Origin of the sequence: Helicobacter monodelphidis (assembly GCF_003288845.1) — a bacterium.
GTDB lineage: Bacteria > Campylobacterota > Campylobacteria > Campylobacterales > Helicobacteraceae > NHYN01.
The window spans coordinates 1-795 of sequence record NZ_NHYN01000074.1; the positions used below are offsets into that span (position 1 = coordinate 1).

A 795-nucleotide genomic window follows, 5' to 3' on the forward strand; every position below is an offset into this window, starting at 1 on the left:
AAACCTACCTTATCCATTAACTCATCAAGGTTGTAGTTTCCATTTTTGAGTAAGTCTTTTTTTGCAAGTTCTATGATTTGAGATGTCTCATTTTGCATATCATCTTGTATATGGGTTTTATTTGTGGTAGAATTGGGGGTATCAGATTTTATGAATTCGCCCGATGGATTGTGCGGTGCTTCGGAAGTGTGCTTGGTAAAGTCTGCCATATCTGCCTTATTCGCACTTTGGCTTGAGGATATGGGCTTTTCCAAACTTTCTAACTCTAAGCTATAGATTTTATTATTCCCTTCATATTTTTCAAATGCTGTAATTTTAGCGATTGCTTTATTTCCGTCTAGTTCTACTTCTTTTTCAAATCGTAAAATATTGGCTACTTCTTTCCGCCCTTTTTCATCTGGGTGCTTCTCTCTTAGTTTAGACTCTACAAAAAGATATTTAATGTTTTCAGCTACCTTAAAATGCTCTTCCTTACTAAAGCCATTCGTTAAGGTTTTATCAATAGCTTTTTTACTAATCATTTTCTTAGATTCATTACTTGAAATTCTTGCAATAATACCTGTCTCTTTGTTTGTAATATCTGTGTTTAAGATAGGTGTTATCGTGGCTTTAAATTCCTCATTTAATTGTTTGTAAGTCTTCACGCCATCTGTGTGTAATTCAAATACTTTTTCTTTAACCTCTCCGCTTTCTCCCTTTTTAGCATTCTTTGCCTCTTGTGCAAATTCTATCCTTAATGTCTCATATCTTGCTAACTTGTCTGCTAATTCTTGTTCTTTTTTAAATACTGGATGA

1 protein-coding gene is annotated in these 795 nt (G+C 33.7%); it reads right to left on the bottom strand.

Annotated elements, in window-relative coordinates; translation table 11 throughout:
• Positions 1–795, bottom strand: a 795-nt coding sequence (locus CCZ01_RS10590) for an LPD3 domain-containing protein (RefSeq protein WP_112053040.1), incomplete at both ends; no start/stop codon positions are given.